This is a genomic window from Nocardioides guangzhouensis, assembly GCF_004519545.1.
GTDB classification, from domain to species: domain Bacteria; phylum Actinomycetota; class Actinomycetes; order Propionibacteriales; family Nocardioidaceae; genus Nocardioides; species Nocardioides guangzhouensis.
In genome coordinates, this window is sequence record NZ_SDKM01000010.1 from 65,186 (window position 1) to 85,700 (window position 20,515).

Here is a 20,515-nt window from a genome sequence, read left to right on the forward strand (position 1 = left end):
GCCCGACCTCGACCTGCCGGACCAGATGCGGGTGCGCCGCGCGAAGCGCGAGCAGCTCCTGGCCGACGGCAAGCAGGCGTACCCGGTCGGCGTCCCGCGCACCCACTCGCTCGCCGAGGTGCGCGAGGGCTGGGGCCACCTCGAGACCGGTGAGGAGACCCAGGACGTCGTCGGCGTCGCCGGCCGCGTGATGTTCGTGCGCAACACCGGCAAGCTCTGCTTCGCGACCCTCCAGGAGGGGCAGGGCACCCGGCTGCAGGTGATGCTCAGCCTGGCCGAGGTCGGCGAGGAGGCGCTCGCCGAGTGGAAGGCGCACGTCGACCTCGGGGACCACGTGTTCGTCGAGGGCCGGGTCATCTCCTCCCGCCGGGGCGAGCTGTCGGTGATGGCGACCCGCTGGGAGATGGCGTCCAAGGCGCTGCGCCCGCTGCCGGTGCTGCACCACGACCTGTCCGAGGAGGCCCGGGTCCGCCAGCGGTACGCCGACCTGATCGTGCGCCAGGAGGCGCGCGACATGGTCCGCACCCGCTCGGCCATCGTGCGCGCCGTACGCCGCACGCTCGAGGACCAGGGCTACCTCGAGATCGAGACCCCGGTCCTGCAGCTGATCCACGGCGGCGCCAAGGCACGTCCGTTCCGGACCCACATCAACGCCTTCGACCAGGAGATGACGCTGCGCATCGCCCTCGAGCTCAGCCTGAAGAAGGCAGTCGTCGGCGGCGTCGACAAGGTGTACGAGATCGGCCGGATCTTCCGCAACGAGGGCGTCGACTCCACGCACAGCCCCGAGTTCACGATGCTCGAGGTCTACCAGGCCTACGGCGACCAGTTCACGATGGCCGAGCTCATGCGCGACATGATCCTGGCCGCGGCCGACGCGGTGGGCAGCCGACAGGTCGAGACCCCCGCAGGCACGGTCGACCTCGACCAGGAATGGCCGTGGCTGCCGGTCTACGAGGGCGTGAGCCGCGCCGTGGGCGAGACCGTCACCCCCGACACCGGCCTCGAGACGCTGCGCGCGATCGCCGACAAGCACGACGTCGAGTACGACGACGACTGGGAGCCGGCGCACATCGTCATGGAGCTGCTCGGCGACCTCGTCGAGCCGACCCTGATCCAGCCGACGTTCCTGTGCGACTACCCGCCGTCCGCGCAGCCGCTGGCCCGCCCGCACCGCGAGGACCCGCGCCTGATCGAGGCCTGGGACCTGGTCATCGGCGGTATCGAGCGCGGTACCGCGTTCAGCGAGCTGGTGGACCCGATCATCCAGCGCGAGGTGCTGACCGACCAGTCGCGCCGGGCTGCGGCCGGGGACCTCGAGGCGATGCAGCTCGACGAGGACTTCCTCCGGGCGCTGGAGTACGGCGCGCCCCCGATGGGCGGCCTCGGCCTCGGCATCGACCGGCTGATCATGCTGTTCACCGGCGCCGGGATCCGCGAGACCATCCTGTTCCCGCACCTCAAGCCCGAGGTCCGGCACTGACGCTGGAGCCGACCGCGCTCGGAAATGCGTGAGGCGCCGGAACGATGGCCGTTCCGGCGCCCACGTCGCGCCTGCTCGGTCGCCACCAGGCGATCAGAGCGCTGTCCCCCGAATCTCATCCCCCGCGGTGGGACTCGGTTGCAAGGCGCGGTGGGCACATCCTTGCACCGAGATCCAGACCATTTCTGACAGGTTCGTGCCGATGGCACTAACATGCCATTCATGGGGCAATCGTTGGCCGGAGCGCTGAGCATCCTCGGCTTCTCCGCGGAGGCGGAACAAACCTACCGCCAGGTGCTGCCCCGGTCCGGCCAGACCCTCGACGCACTCGCCCACGGGCTCGAGCGGGACCCCGTCGACCTGCTGGAGGATCTCGCGCCGTTCGTCGCGGCCGGCCTGGTCACCCTGGACGACGACATGGTGCTGGTGACCCCGCCCGGCGAGGCGGTCGCGTCGATGATGCTGCAGCAGACCCAGGCCCTGCGCCAGGCGACGGAGCGGCTCGAGGAGCTGCGCACCGCGATCCCGTCGTTCCCCTACGCGCTCGCCGACCCGGCGACCCACGGCGTGCCGCTCGGCGGCGAGATGCGCACCGGTGACGACGTACCCGTGCTCCTCGAGTCGTGGATCCGGCAGTCGACCGGCGACCTGATGTGGTTGCGGCCCGACCAGTGGCGGCTGCAGGCCGGCTCGGCGATGGACGTCGCCGTCACCGAGCACCTCAGGAACGGCCGTCGCTCGCGTGCGATCTACCCGGCCCGCGCCCTCGAGGAGGCGCCGCAGGTGATCTTCCAGCGCGCCTCGGCCGGCGAGGAGGTCCGGATCATCGCCGAGGTGCCGAGCCGGCTGGCGATCATCGGCGAGGCCGGCGCGCTGCTGCCCGCCGAGTGGGGCGCCAGCGACGACCGGCGGCTCATCGTCCGCGAGCCCGGGCTGCTCACCGCGCTCACGGTGCTCTTCGACGAGCTGTGGGACCGGGCGATCGTGGTGCCGGGCGCCGGCATCGCGCCGGACCCGGTCTCCATCTCCTCCGGCATGGCCCGCACGATGCTGCTGCGCCAGCTCAGCCAGGGCGCCAAGGACGAGCAGATCGCGCGCTCGCTCGGGGTCAGCCTGCGCACCGTGCGCCGCCGGATGGCCGAGCTGTTCGACGAGCTCGGCGTGGACAGCCGGTTCCAGGCCGGCGTCGAGGCCGTACGCCGGGGCTGGATCTAGGGCTGCTCGGCCGCCTCCGGGTCGTGCGGCAGCAGCAGGTGGTACGCCGCGGGCTCGAGCCGCCAGGACCGGCGCTGCTCCGGGCCGCTGATCTCGCCGTCCGCGCTGCACCAGAACTCCTCGCCGGTCACGGTGACCTGGGAGCCGCGGAGGTAGAGCACGTCGTCGCGCTTGTGGTGCTCCCCCCGCCGCAGGTGCGCGACGTACGAGATCTTCTGGATGGGCCCGACCGACCGCGAGACCATCACGTCGATGCGGCCGTCCTCCGGGTCGGCCTCGGGCGTGAGCTCGGTGCCGCCACCGACGTGGGCGCCGTTCCCGACGGCGACCATGAGCACGGGCTGGTCGAGGTCGTTGACGATCGCGCCGTCGATCTTCACGCGCAGCCGCAGCCGCGGCGGGTGGGTGGCGGCCAGCAGCGCGCCGATCGGGTAGCCGAGCTTGCCGAGGTTGGCGCTGCCGACGCCGATCGAGCCGAGCCGCTTCTTCCAGCGCGCTCCGCGGCGGCTGGCCTGGGCGCCGGCGCCCACGTGCACGTTGTTGACGACCACTCCGCCGACCTCGTCGACCAGCAGGTCGACCGGGCGCGGCTCGCCGTTCAGGACGACGCCGGCGGCCTCGGCCGGGTCGAGCGGGATCGCGTTGCCGCGCGCGAAGTCGTTGCCGGTGCCCAGCGGGACCAGGCCGAGGGTCTTGTCCTTGAGCTCGTTGCGGCGGTGCAGTGCGGCGACGACCGCATGGATCGAGCCGTCGCCGCCCGCCACCACGATCCGGCGCGAGCCGGAGCGGTGCAGCACACTGTCCAGCTCGCCGGGGCTGGAGGTGGCGGCGACCTCGACGGACGCGCCGGTCCGCAGGACGTCGAGCGCGACCGCCAGGTTCTCGTCGTCGGCGGTGCCGGCGCCCTTGTTGGTGATCACGAGCAACGGGTCCACGGCGGGAACCCTACCGGCGGTTTTGGTAGCGTAGGGCCGCAAGAGCCCCGACAACGCCAGCGCTGTTGCCCGGGGCCGTTCCTATTTCACCGGAGAGGTGAGTGGCATGCCCGCAATCGTGATCCTCGGTGCCCAGTGGGGCGACGAGGGCAAGGGCAAGGCGACCGACCTGCTGGCCACGCAGAGCGAGCGCGGCGGAGCGCACATCGACTACTGCGTGCGAACCTCCGGCGGTCACAACGCCGGCCACACCATCGTGGTGAACGGCGAGAAGTTCGCGACGCACCTGCTGCCCAGCGGCATCCTGACCCCGGGCTGCACGTCGGTCATCGCCAACGGCGTGGTGGTCGCGCCCGACGCCCTGTTCCGCGAGGTCGACGGGCTCGAGGCCCGCGGCGTCGACACGTCCAGCCTGGTGGTCAGTGCCAACGCGCACGTGATCGCGAGCTACCACACCGCGCTCGACAAGGTCACCGAGCGCTTCCTCGGGAAGAACAAGATCGGCACCACCGGCCGCGGCATCGGGCCCGCGTACGCCGACAAGATCAACCGCACCGGCATCCGGGTCGCCGACCTCTTCGACGAGGGCATCCTCACCAAGAAGGTCGAGGGCGCGCTCGACCTGAAGAACCAGGTGCTGGCCAAGGTCTACAACCGCCGCGCGATCGAGGTCGAGGCCGTGGTCGAGGAGCTCCTGTCGTACGTCGACCGGTTGCGGCCGATGGTCCAGGACACCTCGCTGCTGCTCAACCGGGCGCTCGACGACGGCAAGACCGTGCTGTTCGAGGGCGCGCAGGCGACCATGCTCGACGTCGACCACGGCACCTACCCCTTCGTCACCAGCAGCAACCCGGTCGCCGGCGGCGTCTGCACCGGCGCCGGCGTCGGGCCGACCCGCATCGACCGCGTGATCGGCGTCATCAAGGCCTACACCACGCGCGTCGGCTCCGGGCCGTTCCCGACCGAGCTGTTCGACGAGGACGGCGAGAAGCTCTGGAAGATCGGCGGCGAGGTCGGCGTCTCCACCGGCCGGGACCGCCGCTGCGGCTGGTACGACTCGGTGATCGCCCGCTACGCGACCCGGGTCAACGGCCTCACCGAGCTGTTCCTCACCAAGCTCGACGTGCTGTCGAGCTGGGAGCGGGTCCCGGTGTGCGTCGCCTACGACGTCGACGGCGTCCGGCACGACGAGATGCCGATGACCCAGAGCGAGTTCCACCACGCCAAGCCGATCTACGAGTACCTCGACGGCTGGTGGGAGGACATCTCCGGCTGCCGCACGTTCGCGGACCTGCCGAAGAACGCGCAGCGCTACGTGCACGCGCTGGAGGACCTCAGTGGCGCGAAGTTCTGGGGCGTGGGTGTCGGCCCGGGCCGCGAGCAGACGATCGTCGTCAACGACTGACCCCGGTCGCGGCGGGGCGCGAGGTCAGTCGTCGAGGCCGACGACGCGGCGCGCCGTACGCCGGAACGACTCGACCACCTCGGCGCCGTCGTCGAGGTAGACCCCGACCAGGGTCGCGTCCCGCAGCAGGACCAGCGCGTCCGCCTTCGCCCCCGGCTCGGGCAGCCCGGCCGCGGTCAGCACGTCCGCCAGCGTGGCGCGGAACCAGTCGCGGTGCCGCCGGACGATCGCGCGGACCTCGCTGCCGGCGTCGGGGTACTCCGCCGCCGCGTTGATGAACGGGCAGCCGCGGGTGTGGTAGCGCCGGGCATCCTCGGCGATCCCCTCGACGACCGCCTCGACCAGGTCGCGCGGCGCGCCGCCGGACTGCTCCTCGGCCGCCGCGAAGTAGCCCCGGATGGTCGCGTCCTCGAGGCCGAGGTACGCCGCGACCAGGGCCTCCTTGCCGGGGAAGTGGCGGTACATCGTGGCCCGCGTGACGCCGGCCTCGGCCAGCACCCGGTCGACGCCGACCGCGTGGATGCCTTCGTTGTAGAAGAGGTCGGCGGCGGTGCGCAGCAGCCGCTCGCGGGCCTCGGAGGGGCGGGGCTGCGGGGAGGGGGGCGGGGTCGTCGTGCTCATGACTGGTCCAGACGGGTCGACGGTTCGGGAACACCCGTTCGTTGCCCGCGCTTAGGGAGAACGAACGTTCTGTCTACAGAATACCGACAAGGAGCAAACCGATGAACACCAACACCACCACCAGCACCGTCACTGCCCGCGAGGCCGCCGAGGTCGCCGCCGCCAACGCCTCCGGGAAGCAGCCGGTCGTCTTCGTGCACGGCCTCTGGCTCCTCCCCAGCAGCTGGGCCGGGTGGAGGACCTTCTTCGAGGAGCGCGGCTTCGCCACGGTGGCGCCCGACTGGCCGGACGACGCCGCGACCGTCGACGAGGCCCGCGAGCACCCCGAGCGGTTCGCGAAGAAGTCGGTCGGCCAGGTGGCCGACCACCTCGAGGAGGTCATCCGCGGCCTCGACCGCAAGCCGGTGATCATCGGCCACAGCTTCGGCGGGCTGCTCACCCAGATCCTGGCCGGCCGCGGGCTCGGCGTCGCCGCCGTCGCGATCGACCCGGCCCCCAGCCGTGGCGTGCTGCCGCTGCCCTTCTCCTCGCTCAAGGGCGCGTTCCCGGTGCTCGGCAACCCCGTGAACTACGGCCGGGCAGTCACCCTGACCTTCGAGGAGTTCCAGTACGGCTTCGCCAACGCGGTCCCCGAGGACGAGGCGCGGCGCCTGTACGACGAGTTCCACGTCGCCGCATCCGGCCGCCCGCTCTTCCAGGCCGCGACCGCCAACCTCAACCCGTTCACGGAGGTGAAGGCCGACAAGCGCAACCCCGAGCGCGGCCCGATGCTGGTGGTCTCCGGCGAGAACGACAACATCGTCCCGTGGGCGATGGCGAACGCCGCCTACAAGCTCCAGCGGAAGAACGAGAAGTCGGTCACCGAGATCACCGAGATCCCGGGTCGCGGTCACTCCCTGGTGATCGACGCCGGGTGGTCCGAGGTCGCGCAGACCTCCCTCGACTTCCTCGAGCGCAACGGGGTGCGTCCCGCCTGACCACGCAGGTCCGGTGACGCGCGCCCGGGCCGATAGCATCGGCTCACGTGAAGACCCTCGTCATCGGCCCCGGCGGCCGCGAGCACGCTCTCGCGGCCGCGTTGCGTCGCGACCCCTCGGTCACCGAGGTGCACGCCGCCCCCGGCAACCCCGGGATGGAGGCCGTGGCCACCCTCCACGACGTCGACCCGATGTCCGGCTCCGACGTGGCGGCCCTGGCCACCAAGCTCGGCGTCGACCTGGTCGTGGTCGGCCCCGAGGCGCCGCTGGTCGCCGGGGTGGCCGACGCCGTCCGCGAGGCCGGGATCGCCTGCTTCGGGCCGACCCGCGCGGCCGCCGCGCTCGAGGGCTCCAAGGCGTTCGCCAAGGAGGTCATGGCCGCCGCCGGCGTCCCGACCGCCGAGGCCCGGGTGTGCACCACCCCCGACGAGGTGGCGGCCGCGCTCGAGGCGTTCGGCCCGCCGTACGTCGTGAAGGACGACGGGCTCGCCGCCGGCAAGGGCGTCGTGGTCACCGAGGACCGGCAGGTCGCCCTGGACCACGCGGCCGGGTGCAAGCGGGTGGTGGTCGAGGCCTTCCTGGACGGGCCCGAGGTCTCGCTGTTCGCGCTGTGCAGCTGGAACGAGGCGGACGGCGCATGCGTCTACCCGCTCCAGCCGGCCCAGGACTTCAAGCGCATCCACGACGGCGACGCCGGCCCGAACACCGGCGGGATGGGGGCCTACACGCCGCTCCCGTGGGCGCCCGAGGGGCTGGTCGACGAGGTCACCCGGACCGTCCTCCAGCCGACCGTCGACGAGATGGCCCGGCGCGGCACGCCGTTCACCGGCCTGCTGTACGCCGGCCTGGCGCTCACGCACCGGGGGGTGCGGGTGGTGGAGTTCAACGCCCGGTTCGGCGACCCCGAGACACAGCCGCTGATGGCCCTGCTCGACTCCCCGCTCGGGGAGCTGCTGCACGCCGCCGCGACCGGGCACCTCGCCGACGTACCGGCCCCCCGCTGGAAACCGGGAGCCGCGGTCGCCGTGGTGCTGGCGTCCGCCGGCTACCCGGAGTCGTCGTCGAAGGGCGACGTCATCGTCGGCACCGAGACCCTCGACCGCGAGGACGGCGTGCAGGTGATCCACGCGGGCACCGCCCGCGACGCCGAGGGCCACCTGGTCACCGCCGGCGGCCGGGTGCTCGCGGTGACCGCGGTCGGCTCGTCGGTGGCCGACGCGCGGGCACGGGCCTACGAGGGAGTGGCGTCGATCAGCTTCCCGGGGGCCCAGCACCGCACGGACATCGCGGCCCACATCTGACCGGTTCCGGCGCCAGACAGGGATTCATCGCGGGGTCCGGCACCGTGGGAGAATCGGCCGCGTGATGGTCCCGAACGTCCTCGCCACCCGTTACGCCTCGGCCGAGCTGGCCCACATCTGGTCGCCGGAGCACAAGATCGTCCTCGAGCGGCGGCTGTGGATCGCGGTTCTCGAGGCGCAGCGCGACCTCGGCATCGACGTACCCGACGGGGTCGTCGAGGCCTACCGCGACGTCGTCGACAAGGTCGACCTCGAGTCGATCGCGGCCCGCGAGCGGGTCACGCGCCACGACGTGAAGGCCCGGATCGAGGAGTTCTCGGCGCTGGCCGGGCACGAGCACATCCACAAGGGCATGACCTCGCGCGACCTCACCGAGAACGTCGAGCAGCTCCAGGTGCGGCAGTCGCTGGAGATGCTCCGCGACCGGGCGGTGGCCGCGCTGGCTCGCCTCGGCCGGCTCGCCGCCGAGCACGAGGCCACCGTGATGGCCGGTCGCTCCCACAACGTCGCCGCGCAGGCGACCACGCTCGGCAAGCGGTTCGCGACGGTCGCCGACGAGATGCTGGTCGCGCTGGAACGGGTGGAGGAGCTGATCGCCCGCTACCCGCTGCGCGGCATCAAGGGACCGATGGGCACGGCCCAGGACATGCTCGACCTGCTCGACGGCGACGGCTCCCGGCTCGCGGAGCTCGAGTCGCGGGTGGCTGCGCACCTCGGGTTCGAGCGGGTGCTCACCTCGGTCGGCCAGGTCTACCCTCGCTCGCTCGACTTCGACGTCGTCTCCGCACTGGTGCAGCTGGTCGCCGGACCGTCCAACCTGGCCACCACGGTCCGGCTGATGGCCGGCAACGAGCTGGTGACCGAGGGATTCCAGGAGGGCCAGGTCGGCTCCTCCGCGATGCCGCACAAGATGAACAGCCGTTCCTGCGAGCGGGTCAACGGCCTCGCCGTCGTGCTCCGCGGCCACCTCTCGATGGTCGGCGAGCTGGCCGGCGACCAGTGGAACGAGGGGGACGTCTCGGACTCCGTGGTCCGGCGGGTCGCGCTTCCCGACGCGTTCTTCGCCGCCGACGGGCTCTTCCAGACGTTCCTGACCGTGCTCGACGAGTTCGGCGCGTTCCCGGCGGTGATCCAGCGCGAGCTCGACCGCTACCTCCCGTTCCTTGCCACCACCAAGGTGCTGATGGCCGCGGTCCGCAACGGCGTCGGTCGCGAGGCCGCCCACGAGGCGATCAAGGAGGCCGCCGTCGGCACCGCGCTCGACATGCGTCAGGGCCAGGCCGAGAACGACGTGTTCGCGCGACTGGCCGCCGACCCCCGGCTCGGCCTGACCACCGACCAGCTCGCGTCCCTTGTGGCCGAGCCGATCACCTTCACCGGCGCGGCCCGCGACCAGGTCGAAGCCGTCGTACGTCGGGTGGCGGAGGTGGCCGAGCGGCACCCCGACGCCGCGGCGTACACCCCCGGCGCGATCCTCTAGCGCCGGACCCGCAGGTCGCGGACCGCCATGGCCAGCGCGACCGCGAGGACCCCGATCGCGGTGAGCAGCGCCGTGCGCAGGCCGGTCGCGGCCGAGGTCGCGTCGGCGGTGACGTGGTAGACGGTCATCAGCAGCGCCGCGCCGATCGCGGAGCCGATGCGCTGGCCGGTCTGGATGGCACCGCCGGCCGCGCCACCCATGCGCGGCGGCACGTCGGCGAGGGTGAGCGTGAAGTTGGGGCCGATCACGCCGCCGGCGCCGAGCCCGGCCACCAGCAGGGTCGGGACCAGCACCATCCCGAGCGCGGTCGCGGCGTGCTGCGGCACCAGCAGGGCGACCGCGAGCGTGCCGGCCATCATCGTCGACAGTGCGATCACGGTCAGGGAGCGGTGGATCAACGACACCAGCCGTCCCGCGATCGGAGCGGTGACGGCCGCGCCGATCGCGAACGGGGTCATGAGCAGGCCGGCCTCGAGCGGCGTGAAGCCGAGCTCCTCCTGCAGGTGGACCGAGAGCACCAGGAAGATGCCGGTGAAGCCGGTGAAGTAGATGGCCCCGATCGCGAGCCCGCTGGAGTAGCCGGGCAGCCCGCGCAGCAGGCTCACGTCGAGCAGCGGCTCCCGCCCGGCCCGGCTCAGTCGTGACTCCCAGCGGAAGAACGCGACCAGCAGCACCGGCGCCGCCAGCACCAGCACGACGACAGGTGACGCGCCACCCTCGAGGCTCACCAGCGGCAGCAGCAGGGCGAGCACCCCGGCGCCGAGCAGCCCGGCGCCGGCCAGGTCGAGGCGGGCCCGCGGCTGGTCCGGGTCGTGGTGCCGCTTCGGCACCAAGGCCACGATCGCGACCATGGCCACCAGCCCGATCGGCACGTTGACCAGGAAGAGCCAGCGCCAGCCGTCCTCCGGGCCGGCCAGCGCGATGATCGCGCCGCCGAGAATGGGTCCGGTCGCCGACGAGATGCCGACCGTGAGCCCGAAGAACCCGAACGCGCGCCCGCGCTCCGGCCCCCGGAACAGCTGCTGGACGAGGCCGGAGTTCTGCGGGGTGAGCAGCCCGGCCGAGGCACCCTGGACCAGGCGGGCGACGATCACCAGCGCAGCGTCGGGCGCCAGGCCCACGGCCGCGCTGGAGATGATGAAGCCGGCGAGGCCGATCAGCATGAGCCGGCGCCGACCGTACGCGTCGCCGAGCCGACCGCCTGCGACCAGGGTCAGGCCGAACGCCAGCGCGTAGCCCGAGACCACCCACTGCACGGTCGCGTTCGAGGTGTCGAGGCCGGCCCGGATGGAGGGCAGCGCGACGTTGACGATGGTGACGTCGAGCAGCGCCATGAACGCGATCACCAGCGAGACCATGAGGATCCGCCAGCGCCGGGGGTCCGGGACGTACGCCGGCTCCTCGCCCTCGCGCGGCTGCGCCACCGTCTCGTCGCTCACCCGGCCCAGCATTCACCACGTCGCCAACCTGTGCGCATGATGGGGCATGGCCTACGACGTGCGGATCCGGGGACGTGTGCAGGGGGTGTCGTTCCGTTGGTACGCCGAGCAGGAGGCAGCCCGGCTCGGTGTGACCGGCTGGGTGCGCAACGAGCCCGACGGCTGCGTCGCCGGGCACTTCGAGGGTGAGCGGGCGGGCGAGCTGGTCGACTGGTGCCGCCACGGGCCGTCGTACGCGCGTGTCGAGGGGGTCTCCGTCGACGAGGTCCCCGACGAGGGGGCCCGGGACTTCCGGATCCGGTTCTGACCGTTCGGCCCTACCGCCGGCCCAGCGTCGCGTCGGACGGTGGAGGTGGCCGGATGCGCGGGTGCGCATCCGCGCCGGATCGAGGTGAGCCACAGTGGCTGCCGGTCGCCGAACGTCGAGGAGCCGCCACTCCGCCGTGCTCGCGGCGCTCCTCCTGGTGGCGGCGTGCGGGGGCGGCGCCGACGACGGAACGAACGGCCGCGCCGGCAGGGAACCGGCGGTCACCGCGCACGTCGTCCCGGACCCGACAGCTCCGGACCTCCGGGTGCTGGCACCGGCCGGCGCCGGGCCGTGGCCGGTCGTGGTGGCCCTGCACGGCTACGAGGGAACCGGGCAGGACATGGTGGCGCTGGCGACCCGGGTCGCCCGGACCGGCGCCGTCGTGTTCGTGCCGACGTACCACACGGACCTCGGGTCGGCGGAAGGCCTGACCCGGACTGGCGACGACCTGTCGTGCGCCTACCAGGTCGCTCGCCGGCATGCCCACGAGTACGGCGGCGACCTGGACCGTCCGGTCACGGTGGTCGGATGGTCGCTCGGAGCCGACCTGGCGGTGCTCGGCGTGCTCGGGCCACGCGACGACCCCGGCACAGGTCGCTGCCCGGGCAGGGTTCCTGACCCGGAGGTGGTCGTCGCCCTCTCCGGTTGCTACTACCGGTTCGACGGCCGCCCGGTCACGTGGTTCGACGACCTGTCCGGCTGGACCGGCAAGGACACCGAGGTCCACCTCGTGGCCGGCGACCGGGACCCGACCTGTCCCGCCTCCCAGACGGAACGCCTGGCCCGCTCGCTCCGGGCCGGGGGCTACGACGTAGCCGTCTCGCACCTCGCGTCGGCGAACCACGGCGCACCGATCTTCCACGACGAGCGCGACGGTGAGTGGCAGGTCATCACGCAGGACCCGGCCGGCGAGCGGGCCGTCGAGATCATCCGCGACGCCATCGGCAGCGACGGGACGGGCTGACCGGCCGGCCCGGCACGACCCCGTGGTCGCCCTGGGTCAGAGGTCCGCGGCGTACACGTGGATCGGTGCTCCCTTGCTGGTCACCGACTCGCGGTCGAGGACGAGGCCGATCCGCTGCGCGACGCGCTTCGAGGGGTGGTTGTCCGGGACGATGATCGCGACCAGTCGCCCGATGCCGCGCGTCCGGGCGAAGTCGCGGCACGCGGCGGCGGCCTCGGTGGCCAGGCCCTTCCCCTGGTGCTCGGGGAGCAGGTGGTAGCCGACCTCGAGGTACTCCTCGCCGTCCACCCGCTGCCAGGTCAGCCCGCACTCGCCGACGAACTCCCCGGCCCGGTCGTGCAGCATCCAGAGCCCGAACCCGTCCCGGGCGTAGTTGCGCTCGCTCCAGGCGATCCAGTCCGCCGCCTCGTCACGGGTCTTCGGGCGCGGGTAGTGCACCATCACCGCCGGGTCGCCGAGCAGCCGCGCCATCGCGTCGACGTCGGCTGCGTGCATCCGGCGGAAGGTGAGCCGGGGTGAGGTGGGGACGTCGTCCATGGCGTGGTGTTCGTACGGCGCTCGCCGGGATCGGCGGGGGTCAGACGAGGGCGCGGCCGTCGTGGGTAGCGAGCTTGCGGGCGACCTCGTGGATGTCCGCGCGCCAGGTGTCCTCGGGGACCGGCGGGAGCATCTCGTCCCACTCGACGGCGAGGCTGCCCTTGATCATCGGGAACCGCTCGGGGCGGGCGATGAACCACACGTGCAGGTGCTCGGAGCCGTCGCCCCACCGGTTGACGTGCACCCGGCCGATGTGGGGGAGCCGCTCCATGATCCGGCACAGCCAGGTCGAGATCCGGCCGTACTCGCCGGCCAGCTCGTCGCCCATGTCGGCGTAGTCCAGGTGCTCCTTCGACGACAGCCACAGCACCAGCGGCAGGCCGGTCGGCTTCGGCGGGTGGGTGAGCTTCCAGCGCTGGTTCTCCCACACGCGGGCGGCGTTGCCGTCGCCGGCGCAGCTGAAGCAGTCGACACCGTCGTGACCGGCGCGGGGCGGCTCGGGACCGTCGAGCGGCGCCGGCACCACCTTGGGCTGGAGGGCGCCGTCGACGAGCTCCCACGGGAAGATCTCCCACTCGTGGACCGGCGGCATGGGCAGGCGGCCGTCCTCACCGACGGCTGCGACGACTCGGGCGTGGAGCTCCTCGGGCGACTCGGGCATGGGTCAACTCTCACATGAGACGCATTTGGTACGGCGCACGGGTCGGCCCGAACCTAGGGGCATGTCCGCGCCCGTGACCGTCTCGATCACCCGCCACGTCGACCCCGCGCACTCCGACGAGATGCTGGCCTGGATCCGTGCCGGCGGTGCGCTCGCGGCGCGCTTCGACGGGTTCCTCGGCACCGGCTGGGTGCGCCCGGCGCCGGACTCCGACGAGTGGCACATGCTCTACCGGTTCGCGGACGGACACTCGCTGGCCCGCTGGGAGGAGTCGTCGCAGCGGCGCTGGTGGCTCGGCGCCGCCCAGGGCATCGTCGGAGAGTCCCGACTGGAGCGACGTACCGGCATCGAGGGCTGGTTCGACGAGCCCACCACCACGGACGTGCAGGACCTGCGTCCCCTGCCGCAGGCACCGCCCCGGTGGAAGCAGATGGTGGTGATCTGGCTGGCGTTCTTCCCGCTCAGCCTGTTGATGTCCTGGCTGCTCGGGCTGGCCGCGCCGGGGCTGCCGCTGCTTCCGCGGGTGCTGCTGAGCACGGTGGTGATGACCCCGCTGATGACGTACGTCGTGCTGCCCCGGATGACCCGCGCCCTCGACTGGTGGCTGCACGGTCGCCCTGCTCCGTGGCGGGCGTGAGCCGCCCGGTCGCGGCGGTCGCCGGACGCACTAGGGTGGCCGCGTGCTGAACATCCCGCCGGCTCCGGAGATCGACGGCGCCATCCCCGTGCACTCGGGCAAGGTCCGCGACCTCTACCGCCTCGAGACCGGTCCGTACGCCGGCAAGCTGCTCATGGTCGCCAGCGACCGGATCAGCGCCTTCGACTTCGTCCTCGAGACCACGATCCCCGACAAGGGCGAGATCCTCACGCGGATGTCGCTGTGGTGGTTCGAGACGCTCGGCGTGCCGCACCACGTCATCTCCACCGACGTGCCCGTCGAGGTGGCCGGCCGGGCGGTGGTCTGCGAGCCGCTGGAGATGTTCCCGGTCGAGTGCGTGGCTCGCGGCTACCTGACCGGGTCGGGGCTGCACGACTACCGCGCCACCGGCGAGGTGTGCGGGATTCCGCTGCCGCCCGGGCTGGAGGACGGCAGCCGGCTCCCGGAGCCGGTGTTCACGCCGGCTACCAAGGCCGAGCTCGGCGACCACGACGAGAACGTCTCCTTCGACGCGGTGGTCGCCACCGTCGGGGCCGAGGTCGCCGCCGAGCTGCGCGCCCGGACCGTCGGGATCTACCGGCGGGCCGAGGAGATCGCCCGCGCGAAGGGCATCCTGCTCGCGGACACCAAGCTCGAGTTCGGCCGCCGTGCCGACGGCGAGATCGTGCTCGCGGACGAGGTGCTCACCCCCGACTCCAGCCGGTACTGGCCGGCCGAGGGCTGGCAGCCGGGCCGCACGCAGCCGTCGTACGACAAGCAGATCGTGCGCAACTGGCTGACCTCCGCCGAGTCCGGCTGGGACCGCGGCTCCGGCACGCCGCCCCCGCCGCTGCCGCACGAGGTCGTCGAGCTCACCCGGGCCCGGTACGTCGAGGCGTACGAGCGGCTGACCGGGCTCGGCTGGTAGCGGTCCGGCCATGACCGAGCTGGTCGTCGACTTCGCGCCGCCGCCTGACGTGGTCTTCGCCTACCTCGCCGACCCCCGCAACCGGCCGGCCTGGCAGTCCAGCCTGCGCCGGGTCGACGAGGTGTCCGGCGAGGGCGTCGGCGCCACGTGGCTGGACGTCACCACCACCGGCGCCCGCCCGCGGATGGTGGTCACCGAGCACGAGCCGGGCCGGTCGTGGGCCGAGACCGGCAGCTGGCACGGCCTCGAGGCCGCGCTCCGCCTCGTGTTCGAGCCGTCCGGGAGCGGCACCCTGGTCCGCGCGACGTTCGCGGTGACCAGCCGCCGTACGCCGCTCCGGCCGCTGGCGATGGTCCTCCACCGGCTCGCGCCGCCCGCGGTCCGCAGCGACCTGCGCCGGGCCTCGCTGCTGCTCGCCGGCGGCCGGCCACCCGGCCGATCACCCGGCCGATCAACCGGCTGACCAGCCGGCTGAAGACCCCGACGGGCTACGCGTCCGCGACGGCCCGTTCGGGCCTACCGGCCCGACCGACCGCACAGTAGGTTCGGGGCAACACCGCGCCCGACACCCCGTCCGAGGGAGCTGCCCGTGCTCAACCTGTCCGTGTTCCTCGAGGACTCCGCCCGCCGCTACCCCGACCGCGACGCCGTGGTGCTCGGCGACACCCGGCTGAGCTACGCGCAGGTGGACGCCGCGGCCAACCAGGTCGCCAACCTGCTCGTCGACCTCGGGATCCAGCCGGGCGACAAGGTCGCGCTGAGCTGCCCGAACCTGCCGTACTTCCCGATCGTCTACTACGGGATCCTCAAGGCCGGGGCCGTGGTCGCGCCGCTCAACGTGCTGCTCAAGGGCCGGGAGGTGGCCTACCACCTCAACGACTCCGAGGCGAAGGCGTACTTCTGCTTCCAGGGCACGCCGGACCTGCCGATGGCGCAGGAGGGGTACGCCGGCTTCGGCCAGGCCGAGGGCTGCGAGCACTTCTTCGTGATCACCGCCGACCCCGCGGCCGGATCCCCGATCGAGGGCACCACGACGATGGCGGCGGCGCTGAAGGACCAGGCGGCGACCTTCGACTCCGTGGTCACCGAGGCCACCGACACCGCCGTGATCCTCTACACCTCGGGCACCACCGGGCAGGCCAAGGGCGCGGAGCTCAGCCACGCGAACGCGGTGATGAACGCCCTGACCTGCAACCGGCTCTTCGACAGCAAGCCGGCCTCGGACACGCACCTGCTGACGCTCCCGCTGTTCCACTCGTTCGGCTCGACGGTGCAGATGAACGCCGGATTCTCGATGGGCGCCACCCTGGTGCTGCTGCCGCGCTTCGACGCCCAGCAGGCGGTGGCGCTGTTCGAGAAGGAGACGATCACGTTCTTCGCAGGTGTCCCGACGATGTGGTGGGGCCTGCTGCACGCGCTTGGCGACACCGACACCGGGGTCGACGTCGAGCGGATCGCCCGCAACCTCCGGATCGGCGTGTCCGGCGGCGCCAGCCTTCCGGTCGAGATCATCAGCCAGGTCAAGGAGAAGCTCGGCGTCCAGATCCTCGAGGGGTACGGCCTGTCCGAGACCTCGCCGGTGGCGACGTTCAGCGACCCCGACCGGGACCCGCGCCCGGGCTCCATCGGGATCCCGATCTGGGGCATCGAGGTGCGGCTGGTCGACCCGGACTGGAAGGCCGTCGAGGGCGCCGACGAGGTCGGCGAGATCGCGATCAAAGGCCACAACATCATGAAGGGCTACTACAACCGGCCCGAGGCGACCGCCGAGGTGATGCGGGACGGCTGGTTCCGCTCCGGCGACCTGGCCCGCCGCGACGAGGACGGCTTCTACTACATCGTCGACCGGTCGAAGGACATGATCATCCGGGGTGGGTTCAACGTCTACCCGCGGGAGGTCGAGGAGGTCCTGATGACCCACGAGGCGGTCTCGCTGGCCGCCGTGATCGGCGTACCCCACGAGAGCCACGGCGAGGAGATCAAGGCGTTCGTGATCCGCAACGAGGGCGCCGAGGTGACCGAGGAGGAGCTGGTCGCGTGGGGCAAGGAGGAGATGGCGGCCTACAAGTACCCCCGCGTCGTCGAGTTCGTCGACGCGCTCCCGATGACCGCGACCGGCAAGATCCTCAAGCGCGAGCTGTCCTGAGGTGCGCGGCACCCTCGCCGTCGCGCTCGGCGGCATCCTGTTCCTGCTCGGGCTGGTGTGGACGCTCCAGGGTCTCGGCTACCTCGAGGGCAGCCCGATGACCGGCGTCGCGCTCTGGGCGGTCGTCGGGCCGATCCTCGCCGGGCTCGGCGTGGGGCTGGCGATCGTCGGGCTGCGCGGAGCAGGCCGACGACGCTGACTCTCAGGGACGTCTCAGCGACGGCTCAGGCACCGCCGAGGTCGGTCCGGCACGCTGGACGGCGGCCCCGATCCCGAGGAGGACCATGCCGGAGGAGCACCAACCCGCGACCCAGCCCGCGACCCAGCCCGACGCCCACGCCGACCCGCCCGGACAACGGCGCGCACGGCCCCGCCGTACCGTCCTCGCCACCGCCGGCCTCACCGCCAGCGCGGCCGTGATCGCGGCCACCCTGCTGTCCGCGCAGAACGACGACCAGGCGGGGGACCAGGCCGGTGGGGCTCCGAGCGGCGAGACGAGCCAGGTCCAGTTCCAGGACGAGCCGGACACCTCACTAGACTGACGCGCGCAGACATCCCCCGAGCCAAGGAGTCCCTCGTGGCCCGTGTCGTCGTCGACGTCATGCTCAAGCCGGAAATCCTCGACCCGCAGGGCAAGGCGGTGCAGGGCGCGCTGCCGCGGCTCGGCTTCAGCGGCGTCTCGGACGTCCGCCAGGGCAAGCGCTTCGAGCTCGAGATCGACGGTGACGCCACCGACGAGACGCTGGCCCGCGTGCACGAGATCGCCGAGACCCTCCTGTCGAACCCGGTGATCGAGGACTACGCGGTCCACGTCGAGGGCGGGTCCGCCAGCGCGAAGCACCGCGCCTGATGAGCGGCCTGCGGATCGGGGTCGTCACCTTCCCCGGCTCCCTCGACGACGTCGACGCCCAGCGCGCGGTCCGGATCGGCGGGAACGAGGCGGTCGCGCTCTGGCACGGTGACCACGACCTCCAGGGCGTGGACGCGGTGGTGCTGCCCGGAGGGTTCTCCTACGGCGACTACCTGCGCTGCGGGGCGATCTCCCGTTTCTCCCCGGTGATGACGGAGGTCATCGAGGCCGCCGGCCGCGGCCTGCCCGTGCTCGGCATCTGCAACGGCTTCCAGATCCTCTGCGAGTCCCACCTGCTGCCCGGGGCCCTGATCCGCAACGACCACCGCAAGTTCGCCTGCCTCGACCAGCGCGTGCGCATCGAGAACAACCACACGCCGTGGACCTCGTCGTACGCCGACGGTGGCGAGATCACGATCGTGCTCAAGAACGGCGAGGGGTCCTACGTCGCCGACACCGAGACCCTCGACCGGCTCGAGGGCGAGGGTCGGGTGGTGGCCCGCTACGTCGGCGAGAACCCCAACGGCTCGCAGCGCCACATCGCCGGCATCACCAACGAGCGCGGCAACGTGGTCGGCCTGATGCCGCACCCCGAGCACGCGGTCGAGGACCTGTGCGGGCCCGGCACCGACGGGCTCGGCTTCTTCACCTCGCTCGCGGCGCAGGTGCTGTCATGACTCCTCTTGTCCTGTTCCGCCGGGTCGCTGTCGCCGAGGCGGTCACCTGGGCGCTGCTGCTCCTCGGCATGGTGCTGAAGTACCTCACCGAGACCACCGAGCTCGGGGTCCGGGTCTTCGGCATGGTCCACGGCGTCGTGTTCGTCGCCTACTGCGTCACCACCGTGCTGGTCACCGTCGACCAGCGCTGGTCCGCGCGCCGGGCGCTGCTCGGGCTCGCGGCCGCGGTGCCACCGTTCTGCACCGTCTGGTTCGACCGGTACGCCGAGTCCCGTGGTCTGCTCCCCGCCACCTGGCGTCTGCGGGCCGACCCCCCGGTGACCGTGCTGGAGCGCCCGGCCGCGTGGGCGCTGCGCCACCCCGGCCGGGGCGCCGCCGCGGGCGTCGCCACGGTGGGCGCGCTGACCGCGGTCGCGTTGCTGGTCGGACCGCCGGCCTGAGTGGCCGGGCCTGACCCCGGGCCGGCGACGGTCAGTAGCCGCCGGCCTGGAGCCTGCGCCACGCCTTGCTGTGCATGACGCCGGTGGCCGACATCCCGACCTGGCGCTGCCACGTCTTGACGAGGTTCTCGGTGCTGCGGAAGTAGGCGCCGTCCGCGGCCTGCCGGGTCCCGGTCGCGGCCACGAGCGCTCGCTGCAGGCGGGCGACGAACGGGCCGGTGGTGCCGTACTTCGCCGGTCGGTAGGCCCCGCGGCTGTGGATCTGGATCCAGTCGCGCTTGCGCCAGGTGTTCGACGCCGGGGCGCCGACCTTCTTCTGCCAGGCGCGGACCGCGGCGGTCACGGCGGGGGAGAAGACGCCGTTGACCTTGCCGGCGTACACACGCTGCCGCTGGAGCAGGCACTGCAGCGCCTTGACCGCAGCGGTGCGCGTCGAGCCCTCCCGCATGGTCGGGTACGACGGGAGGTCGATGCTGACGCCGCCGCAGAAGGTCTCCGCCTTGCGGCGCTGGGAGCCGGTGCCGACCTCGAGGTAGTTGCTGTCGATGTTGATGGTGACGCCGCCCCAGGTCTCGTTGTGGCCGCCGCGGTACTGCTTGACCCGCCGGCCCGGCCGCCAGCCGTCGTCCCGGACGTAGGAGGTGGAGGTGTTCGCGACGCCGTCCCACCGGGCGATCCAGATCATGTCCGGGAGGACGAACTGGCCGGCCCGGTAGACGCGGGCGTTGTCGACCATCTTAATGCCGGAGCCGGCGCTCGAGTAGAGGCCGGAGACGTAGTCGAGCGCGTGCAGCGAGCGGGTCCACGCGTGCAGGAACCGCAGCGCGGACTCGCGACAGGCGGTGTTGTCGAAGTCGAAGCCCTCGAGGTCGTACCAGAGGGTGGAGCCGGCGGTGATGCCGAGTGCCTGGGCGGCCCGGACGGCGTCCTTCCCCTCGGCCCAGCCCTGCTGGCGGGCCCTGCGGTAGTTGTCCGTCGAGCTCGGGTTGATCTTGACGTCGTCCTGGTACCGCGGGAACCGGGGCTGGCAGGAGGCCTGAGGGCCGAGCGTGATCGGCAGCAGCTTCCACTGGCGGGCCAGCTGGTTGCTGACCCAGGTCCTGGTCAGGTTGGGCTGGCTGCGGCAGGCCCGGGACTTGCCCGAGATGTAGATGCCCACAGCGGAGAAGGGGGAGTACTCACGCCAGGCGTCCATCTTGGACTGGGTGGGCGCGAGGCACTGGTCGAAGCCGTAGCCGGTGAAGTTGCCGGGGGTCACCCGGTTCGCCGCCTGGGCGGGTGCCGTCAGGACGGCGACGGTGGTCGCCACGGTGGCGAGGATGGCGGCGGCCGCGGCGAGGGACCGCAGGGCTCGACGGGGAAGGGGGCTCATGGTTCGGGTCTCCAAGCCTGGTCGGGTGCGGTCACCTTAACCTCAGAAATCACACCCGTCACAGGAGTCGGCGAACTACACATCTGTAGTTTGCGCAGGTCAGAGCGGGTGTGGCCGCGACCGACCGGTCGCGGCCACAC

Annotated in this window: 23 protein-coding genes; 17 read left to right on the forward strand and 6 right to left on the reverse strand. The window is 72.3% G+C overall.

Annotated features, from left to right (window positions below; all coding sequences use genetic code 11):
• The first annotated feature begins 25 nt into the window (after nt 1–25).
• Together lysS and EKO23_RS08485 are read left to right on the forward strand one after the other, a co-directional pair.
• Nucleotides 26–1,483, forward strand: a complete 1,458-nt coding sequence (gene lysS / locus EKO23_RS08480) for a lysine--tRNA ligase (protein WP_134716330.1) — start codon at nt 26–28, stop codon at nt 1,481–1,483.
• Nucleotides 1,484–1,705: 222 nt separating this feature from the next.
• Entirely contained in the window at nt 1,706–2,698 is a 993-nt protein-coding gene (locus tag EKO23_RS08485) for a helix-turn-helix transcriptional regulator (RefSeq protein WP_167880382.1), read from the forward strand.
• Here the strand turns inward: EKO23_RS08485 and EKO23_RS08490 are convergent.
• Nucleotides 2,695–3,633: a diacylglycerol/lipid kinase family protein gene (locus EKO23_RS08490; RefSeq protein WP_246050973.1), complete on the reverse strand. Its 939-nt coding sequence runs from the start codon at nt 3,631–3,633 to the stop codon at nt 2,695–2,697. The genes EKO23_RS08485 and EKO23_RS08490 overlap by 4 nt on opposite strands.
• Before the next feature lie 106 nt (nt 3,634–3,739).
• Between EKO23_RS08490 and EKO23_RS08495 the strand changes: the two genes are divergently transcribed.
• Nucleotides 3,740–5,038, forward strand: coding sequence for an adenylosuccinate synthase (locus tag EKO23_RS08495; RefSeq protein ID WP_134716171.1), 1,299 nt, complete (start codon nt 3,740–3,742; stop codon nt 5,036–5,038).
• Nucleotides 5,039–5,062: 24 nt separating this feature from the next.
• Here the strand turns inward: EKO23_RS08495 and EKO23_RS08500 are convergent, their stop codons facing one another.
• On the reverse strand, nt 5,063–5,659 hold the full coding sequence (locus EKO23_RS08500) for a TetR/AcrR family transcriptional regulator (protein WP_134716173.1): 597 nt from the start codon (nt 5,657–5,659) through the stop codon (nt 5,063–5,065).
• A 101-nt stretch (nt 5,660–5,760) separates the two neighbouring features.
• Between EKO23_RS08500 and EKO23_RS08505 the strand changes: the two genes are divergently transcribed.
• From EKO23_RS08505 to purB, 3 genes are all read left to right on the forward strand, one after another.
• Nucleotides 5,761–6,636, forward strand: a complete 876-nt coding sequence (locus tag EKO23_RS08505; protein WP_134716175.1) for an alpha/beta hydrolase — start codon at nt 5,761–5,763, stop codon at nt 6,634–6,636.
• A gap of 47 nt (nt 6,637–6,683) precedes the next feature.
• Nucleotides 6,684–7,937 (forward strand): phosphoribosylamine--glycine ligase, encoded by a 1,254-nt coding sequence (gene purD, locus EKO23_RS08510; protein WP_134716177.1) that lies wholly within the window; start codon nt 6,684–6,686, stop codon nt 7,935–7,937.
• 64 nt (nt 7,938–8,001) lie between these two features.
• A complete protein-coding gene (purB, locus tag EKO23_RS08515) occupies nt 8,002–9,417 on the forward strand; it encodes an adenylosuccinate lyase (RefSeq protein WP_134716334.1) in 1,416 nt (471 codons plus the stop codon).
• Here the strand turns inward: purB and EKO23_RS08520 are convergent.
• Entirely contained in the window at nt 9,414–10,856 is a 1,443-nt protein-coding gene (locus EKO23_RS08520) for an MFS transporter (protein ID WP_217702539.1), read from the reverse strand. The genes purB and EKO23_RS08520 overlap by 4 nt on opposite strands.
• Nucleotides 10,857–10,902: 46 nt before the next feature.
• Here EKO23_RS08520 and EKO23_RS08525 point away from each other — a divergent pair, with 46 nt between their 5' ends.
• Nucleotides 10,903–11,163: an acylphosphatase gene (locus EKO23_RS08525; protein WP_134716181.1), complete on the forward strand. Its 261-nt coding sequence runs from the start codon at nt 10,903–10,905 to the stop codon at nt 11,161–11,163.
• Nucleotides 11,164–11,299: 136 nt separating this feature from the next.
• The gene (locus EKO23_RS08530) at nt 11,300–12,127 is read left to right on the forward strand and encodes an alpha/beta hydrolase (protein ID WP_134716183.1); all 828 of its coding nucleotides are present in this window, start codon (nt 11,300–11,302) and stop codon (nt 12,125–12,127) included.
• Nucleotides 12,128–12,163: 36 nt separating this feature from the next.
• Here the strand turns inward: EKO23_RS08530 and EKO23_RS08535 are convergent, their stop codons facing one another.
• Both EKO23_RS08535 and EKO23_RS08540 read right to left on the reverse strand, forming a co-directional pair.
• On the reverse strand, nt 12,164–12,664 hold the full coding sequence (locus EKO23_RS08535) for a GNAT family N-acetyltransferase (protein WP_134716185.1): 501 nt from the start codon (nt 12,662–12,664) through the stop codon (nt 12,164–12,166).
• A gap of 40 nt (nt 12,665–12,704) precedes the next feature.
• Entirely contained in the window at nt 12,705–13,325 is a 621-nt protein-coding gene (locus tag EKO23_RS08540) for a hypothetical protein (protein WP_134716187.1), read from the reverse strand.
• Nucleotides 13,326–13,386: 61 nt separating this feature from the next.
• Between EKO23_RS08540 and EKO23_RS08545 the strand changes: the two genes are divergently transcribed.
• From EKO23_RS08545 to EKO23_RS08585, 9 genes are all read left to right on the forward strand, one after another.
• On the forward strand, nt 13,387–13,962 hold the full coding sequence (locus EKO23_RS08545; RefSeq protein ID WP_134716189.1) for an antibiotic biosynthesis monooxygenase: 576 nt from the start codon (nt 13,387–13,389) through the stop codon (nt 13,960–13,962).
• A gap of 43 nt (nt 13,963–14,005) precedes the next feature.
• A complete protein-coding gene (locus EKO23_RS08550) occupies nt 14,006–14,890 on the forward strand; it encodes a phosphoribosylaminoimidazolesuccinocarboxamide synthase (RefSeq protein ID WP_134716191.1) in 885 nt (294 codons plus the stop codon).
• A gap of 10 nt (nt 14,891–14,900) precedes the next feature.
• Nucleotides 14,901–15,353 (forward strand): SRPBCC family protein, encoded by a 453-nt coding sequence (locus tag EKO23_RS08555; RefSeq protein ID WP_134716193.1) that lies wholly within the window; start codon nt 14,901–14,903, stop codon nt 15,351–15,353.
• Between the two features lie 126 nt (nt 15,354–15,479).
• Complete coding sequence (locus EKO23_RS08560) at nt 15,480–17,036, forward strand: long-chain-fatty-acid--CoA ligase (protein WP_134716195.1); 1,557 nt, start codon at nt 15,480–15,482, stop codon at nt 17,034–17,036.
• Between the two features lies 1 nt (nt 17,037).
• Nucleotides 17,038–17,235, forward strand: coding sequence for a hypothetical protein (locus tag EKO23_RS08565; RefSeq protein WP_134716197.1), 198 nt, complete (start codon nt 17,038–17,040; stop codon nt 17,233–17,235).
• A gap of 85 nt (nt 17,236–17,320) precedes the next feature.
• Nucleotides 17,321–17,578: a hypothetical protein gene (locus tag EKO23_RS08570; protein ID WP_134716199.1), complete on the forward strand. Its 258-nt coding sequence runs from the start codon at nt 17,321–17,323 to the stop codon at nt 17,576–17,578.
• A gap of 35 nt (nt 17,579–17,613) precedes the next feature.
• Nucleotides 17,614–17,886: a phosphoribosylformylglycinamidine synthase subunit PurS gene (gene purS / locus EKO23_RS08575; protein ID WP_134716201.1), complete on the forward strand. Its 273-nt coding sequence runs from the start codon at nt 17,614–17,616 to the stop codon at nt 17,884–17,886.
• Between the two features lie 8 nt (nt 17,887–17,894).
• Complete coding sequence (gene purQ, locus EKO23_RS08580) at nt 17,895–18,563, forward strand: phosphoribosylformylglycinamidine synthase subunit PurQ (RefSeq protein WP_134716336.1); 669 nt, start codon at nt 17,895–17,897, stop codon at nt 18,561–18,563.
• Complete coding sequence (locus EKO23_RS08585) at nt 18,560–19,003, forward strand: DUF3817 domain-containing protein (RefSeq protein ID WP_134716203.1); 444 nt, start codon at nt 18,560–18,562, stop codon at nt 19,001–19,003. Before purQ ends, EKO23_RS08585 begins: the two co-directional genes overlap by 4 nt.
• Before the next feature lie 31 nt (nt 19,004–19,034).
• On the opposite strand, the gene EKO23_RS08590 is transcribed toward EKO23_RS08585, so the two are convergent.
• Nucleotides 19,035–20,375 carry a glycoside hydrolase domain-containing protein gene (locus EKO23_RS08590; protein ID WP_134716205.1) on the reverse strand — a complete coding sequence of 447 codons (1,341 nt, stop codon included), beginning with the start codon at nt 20,373–20,375 and terminating at the stop codon, nt 19,035–19,037.
• Nucleotides 20,376–20,515 lie beyond the last annotated feature (140 nt).

Excerpts from the sequence above, each read along its gene's own strand:
- EKO23_RS08570 (WP_134716199.1), top strand. The coding sequence starts at position 17,321 with ATGCCGGAGGAGCACCAACCCGCGACCCAGCCCGCGACCCAGCCCGAC.
- EKO23_RS08505 (WP_134716175.1), top strand. The coding sequence starts at position 5,761 with ATGAACACCAACACCACCACCAGCACCGTCACTGCCCGCGAGGCCGCC.
- EKO23_RS08500 (WP_134716173.1), bottom strand. The coding sequence starts at position 5,659 with ATGAGCACGACGACCCCGCCCCCCTCCCCGCAGCCCCGCCCCTCCGAG.
- EKO23_RS08525 (WP_134716181.1), top strand. The coding sequence starts at position 10,903 with ATGGCCTACGACGTGCGGATCCGGGGACGTGTGCAGGGGGTGTCGTTC.
- EKO23_RS08540 (WP_134716187.1), bottom strand. The coding sequence starts at position 13,325 with ATGCCCGAGTCGCCCGAGGAGCTCCACGCCCGAGTCGTCGCAGCCGTC.
- EKO23_RS08535 (WP_134716185.1), bottom strand. The coding sequence starts at position 12,664 with ATGGACGACGTCCCCACCTCACCCCGGCTCACCTTCCGCCGGATGCAC.
- purB (WP_134716334.1), top strand. The coding sequence starts at position 8,002 with ATGGTCCCGAACGTCCTCGCCACCCGTTACGCCTCGGCCGAGCTGGCC.
- lysS (WP_134716330.1), top strand. The coding sequence starts at position 26 with ATGCGGGTGCGCCGCGCGAAGCGCGAGCAGCTCCTGGCCGACGGCAAG.
- EKO23_RS08590 (WP_134716205.1), bottom strand. The coding sequence starts at position 20,375 with ATGAGCCCCCTTCCCCGTCGAGCCCTGCGGTCCCTCGCCGCGGCCGCC.
- EKO23_RS08495 (WP_134716171.1), top strand. The coding sequence starts at position 3,740 with ATGCCCGCAATCGTGATCCTCGGTGCCCAGTGGGGCGACGAGGGCAAG.
- EKO23_RS08485 (WP_167880382.1), top strand. The coding sequence starts at position 1,706 with ATGGGGCAATCGTTGGCCGGAGCGCTGAGCATCCTCGGCTTCTCCGCG.
- EKO23_RS08545 (WP_134716189.1), top strand. The coding sequence starts at position 13,387 with ATGTCCGCGCCCGTGACCGTCTCGATCACCCGCCACGTCGACCCCGCG.
- EKO23_RS08585 (WP_134716203.1), top strand. The coding sequence starts at position 18,560 with ATGACTCCTCTTGTCCTGTTCCGCCGGGTCGCTGTCGCCGAGGCGGTC.
- EKO23_RS08555 (WP_134716193.1), top strand. The coding sequence starts at position 14,901 with ATGACCGAGCTGGTCGTCGACTTCGCGCCGCCGCCTGACGTGGTCTTC.